Origin of the sequence: Roseovarius sp. D22-M7, from assembly GCF_037083785.1 — a bacterium.
Taxonomy (GTDB): Bacteria; Pseudomonadota; Alphaproteobacteria; order Rhodobacterales; family Rhodobacteraceae; genus Roseovarius.
This window is the reverse complement of record NZ_JBAPKY010000130.1, coordinates 1-3137: the sequence shown is the minus strand read 5'-3', so window position 1 is coordinate 3137 and position 3137 is coordinate 1. Positions and strand designations below refer to the sequence as shown.

The 3137-nt window shown below is 59.6% G+C and carries 3 protein-coding genes and 1 pseudogene; 1 reads left to right on the top strand and 3 read right to left on the bottom strand.

Features of this window, described 5'->3' with window-relative positions; genetic code table 11:
* Positions 1-95 precede the first annotated feature (95 nt).
* The 3 genes and pseudogenes from V8324_RS21435 to V8324_RS21425 form a co-directional block, all read right to left on the bottom strand.
* A complete protein-coding gene (locus tag V8324_RS21435; protein WP_336421922.1) occupies positions 96-965 on the bottom strand; it encodes an ISAs1 family transposase in 870 nt (289 codons plus the stop codon).
* Positions 966-1298: 333 nt separating this feature from the next.
* Positions 1299-2327 carry an IS110 family transposase gene (locus tag V8324_RS21430; RefSeq protein WP_336421921.1) on the bottom strand — a complete coding sequence of 343 codons (1029 nt, stop codon included), beginning with the start codon at positions 2325-2327 and terminating at the stop codon, positions 1299-1301.
* 159 nt (positions 2328-2486) lie between these two features.
* Positions 2487-2648, bottom strand: a pseudogene (locus tag V8324_RS21425) (transposase family protein); the annotation flags it as partial.
* Positions 2649-2742: 94 nt separating this feature from the next.
* Here V8324_RS21425 and V8324_RS21420 point away from each other — a divergent pair.
* Positions 2743-2955: a hypothetical protein gene (locus tag V8324_RS21420; protein ID WP_336421920.1), complete on the top strand. Its 213-nt coding sequence runs from the start codon at positions 2743-2745 to the stop codon at positions 2953-2955.
* Positions 2956-3137: the final 182 nt, after the last annotated feature.

Sequence of the window (3137 nt, the reverse complement as noted above, 5' to 3'; positions counted from 1 at the left end):
AAGGCGTGGCCCGTCGCCCGCAAACCGTCTGGCTGAAACCCGTATGATCGGGAAAATATTCTTCTCGCCAGACTTCTTCAGCAGCCTGTTAGGTGTCATGGCTCTACCAAACCATTGAGAACGCTGCGTAAGAACGTGTCGTCCCAGCCTGCTCGCTTGAGTTTGATGGAGAGCGAACCCTTTGATGTCTCCCGTCTGACGAGATCGAGAGCACGGCGTCGCAGGACAGCGATGTTGCCTGGAGCATTTTTCTTGCGGTTGCGTGCGGCGTCTTCGCGGAACGACACGTCGAGTTGCCAGTGCAGAGTGTTCTCGATCGCCCAATGATCGCGTACGGTATCGAGCAGCACCTCGGGGGTTGGCGTCCATGAGAGCGCGAAATACCGAGTCTCGGAGGTTGCCATGCCGTCGACCTCGCGTGTCCCCTCGATCCGGCCGAAGGCTGTAAGCCCGGGAAAATCATGATGCTTTGCCAACCCCTTGGCCGATACGACGGCGGCTGTGCGGCTCTCCTTGCGTCCGTGATTGATCTCTTCGATGCAAGCTGTCGGATGGTCGTTTCCCGCCTGCCAGAAACAGGCGTGGGCATCCGACAAGAGCGAGTCCTGGTTGGCCGTGAGGGCCAGACACCAGTCTCCGCCACCCGCGTTGATCGCTGCAACCGTACGGCGATTGCAGTGCAGCGCGTCGGCGGTGACCACCTTGCCCTTGAGCGCGATCAGTCCGAGCATCTCGAGGGCCGCGTCCAATTCCGTCCCGTGATCGGCGGTCGCGGTGGCGAGCGTCAGGCGTAGCCGGGACGCATAGGCAGAGACCATCATGCGGGTTCGCGCGGTCTCGTCCTTCTCGCGTGCCCCGCGCAGCGCCTTGCCGTCGATGGCAATCACATCGCCGTTGCACAGCAGTGCTGCGACCTCCGCAAGCACCTTGCCGAAGGCGGCATCCAGCGCCTTGGGATCGATCATCTAGAACACTGCCGAGAAGGTGTCATGCGAGGGGATGGCATGCTCCAGCTTCATGAAGTCCCTTCTGTGGTTGCCGCCCGTGATGCAAGAAGTTTCTGACCCTATTGGCGTGTGATCGAGTGCGGTCTTCTGTCAGGCCTTCTTTGTGCGGCATTCCAGAAGCCGCGGGCCGGTATGGTGATCAGCGGAGCGGGTCCATATCTGAAAAACGAGCTTGCTGCTCGTAGGGACTTACTGGTTCTCCCGGTCCGGATCTGTTCGATCGTTTTGCCCATTCAGGTCGTCGTCTTCTTACACTCCCCTGACACCGTCGCTAACGGGTCGACATGAGCATCATGCCGCACCCGCCAGCGCCGGATCCTTGTAATCTTCGTTCCTCGTCAACATCGCCCAAATCTGGCGGGCCATCTTGTTAGCCAGCGCTATTGCGACCAGCATTTTGGGCTTGCGCGCCAACATGCGTGACAGCCAGCTGCCCTCTACGATTGTGCGCCTCCCAAGCCAGCCCAATCGCGACATTGCACCAATGATCAGGAGGCGTCGGATATCGGCCTGGCCGGCCTTGGTCATACGGCCGAGGCGCTCCTTTCCTCCTGAGGAATGTTGCTTGGGCACCAAGCCCAACCAGGCCGCAAAGTCACGTCCCGTTTTAAACTGCGCCATGTCGGGTCCGAAGGCTTCCACCGCAACGGCCGTCAGCGGTCCGACACCCGGCATGGTCTGCAGGCGGCGCGCCGTATCGGTTTCGGCGGCGAGCTCCTTCAGGGCCTTGGTTTTCGCGTCGATCCTGTCGGTCTTCTCGGCAATCTGTGCCAGCAAGTCGCGACATTCCGCGGTGATCAGGGCCGGCAGGTCACAGTTGGGATCCTCGATCACCGCCTCGATCCGCTTGAGATGGCCGATGCCGGCGGGAAAGACATGCCCATACTCGTAGAGCACCGCCCGCAGTGCGTTCACCAGTTCGGTGCGCTGATGCACCAAGCGCTCACGACCGCGGAACAACATCGCTTTGGCCTGCTGGTCCTCCGTCTTGGGGGACACGAACCGCATCTCGGGCTGGCGCGCGGCGATCACGATCGCCTCAGCGTCGGCGGCGTCATTTTTCTGCCGCTTCACGAAAGGCCTGACGTATTGCGGCGCAATAAGCTTGGCGTCATGGCCGAGCTTCGCCATCTCGCGCGCCCAGTAGCTGGCGCTGCCACAGGCCTCGAACACGACAAGGCAGGATGGATGCTCAGCCATGAACCGTTGGAATTGCTCGCGCGTCAGCTTCTTGCGAAGCGTCACATGGCCCGTCGTCGTCGACCCATGGAGTTGGAAAACACGTTTTGCCAAATCCACTCCAATTATTGTATCCTTCATCTCGTCGTCCTCTCCGCTTCGTGGCTATCAGACCACTATCTTGGCACATTGCGATGNAATTATTGTATCCTTCATCTCGTCGTCCTCTCCGCTTCGTGGCTATCAGACCACTATCTTGGCACATTGCGATGCCGTCTGGGGAGGGCGGCAACCATCCCATCTGAAAAAGCTCTCTTTTGCACGACCGAAGGCTGCCATCTCGGCGCAAGATGTCGAACCGCAGAGCACGGACACGAAGGAGATCATGAGGAGTTCGCCAAGGTCATGGCGCGCGTTGCTGGCACGCGGATCGGGGACGTCATCGAAGGCGGACAGGAAAATCTGCTTGGCGGTAGGGCTCCTTGAACTGAATCCGCCACTCAGAATCCATCGCACTCCCTGCCGCAAAAGCAGAGGTTCAAGCAAGCAAGTTCAAATGCGATTCTCCTGGGCCAAGCGGGCGAACGTTACCGTCAAGCGGCTGGCCCTGCTCGGCAAAAGGCGGAAGGTTGTCTGTCTGCTGCCGGACAAACTCTCCGTCGACAAAGCCTTGGCCGACCATGTCCGGATCATCTTCAAAACTCGCAATCCGACCCCGAACGTCACCATAGAGCGTTTCGTATTGAGTTCGACGGGCGTGATTCCATAATCGATGTAGACACTCAAAATAACGTGGCGTCCCCTTGGGTTCTGTCTCGAAGGTGGTGGAAATTCCTGAGCGGCGATCTCCAGCGTTCGGACGGTTACGGTTTCATGCGGCGAGGTCAATGGGCTGGTCGGTGAGCGGCGGGTCGAGGGTTTCCCAGCCATCGACCTTTCGCATCACGATCT

Coding starts and splice junctions, on each gene's coding strand:
- V8324_RS21435 (WP_336421922.1), bottom strand. CDS start 965: ATGATCGATCCCAAGGCGCTGGATGCCGCCTTCGGCAAGGTGCTTGCG.
- V8324_RS21420 (WP_336421920.1), top strand. CDS start 2,743: ATGCGATTCTCCTGGGCCAAGCGGGCGAACGTTACCGTCAAGCGGCTG.
- V8324_RS21430 (WP_336421921.1), bottom strand. CDS start 2,327: ATGAAGGATACAATAATTGGAGTGGATTTGGCAAAACGTGTTTTCCAA.